The 502-nt window shown below is 56.8% G+C and carries 1 protein-coding gene; it reads left to right on the top strand.

The genetic code is table 11. The features are described 5' to 3' along the window. Window positions 1-148 precede the first annotated feature (148 nt). Window positions 149-400 carry a sulfurtransferase TusA gene (tusA, locus tag PMI23_RS28560; protein WP_007910424.1) on the top strand — a complete coding sequence of 84 codons (252 nt, stop codon included), beginning with the start codon at window positions 149-151 and terminating at the stop codon, window positions 398-400. The last annotated feature ends 102 nt before the right edge of the window (window positions 401-502 follow it).

Raw genomic sequence — 502 nt, 5'->3', positions numbered from 1 at the left:
GTAGGAGCTGCCGCAGGCTGCGATCTTTTGATCTTAAAAAGCAAAGATCGCAGCCTTCGGCAGCTCCTACACAGGGTGTGGCGTAACGCCACAGATGACCGAATACCTGGCAATGCGCGACAATGCCGGCCAGTTTCAGGAGTGAATCATGAGTGAAATGATCGATACCCCGGTCGACGGCACCCTTGACGCCACCGGCCTCAATTGCCCGGAGCCAGTGATGATGCTGCACCAGCACATCCGTGACCTGGTACCTGGCGGCCTGCTCAAGGTGATCGCCACCGACCCGTCGACCAAACGCGATATCCCCAAGTTCTGCGTGTTTCTCGACCATGAGTTGGTGAGCCAGCACGAAGAGGCCGGTACTTATCTGTACTGGATTCGCAAGAAACACGCCTGAATCCCAGGCGAACGCAAAACCAAATGTGGGAGCGAGCCTGCTCGCGAAGCGGTATCTCAGTCACTATTGATGGCGACTGATTCACCGCATTCGCCAGCAGGC

Source organism: Pseudomonas sp. GM24, assembly GCF_000282235.1.
Lineage (GTDB): Bacteria > Pseudomonadota > Gammaproteobacteria > Pseudomonadales > Pseudomonadaceae > Aquipseudomonas.
This window is presented reverse-complemented; position numbering and strand designations above follow the sequence as displayed.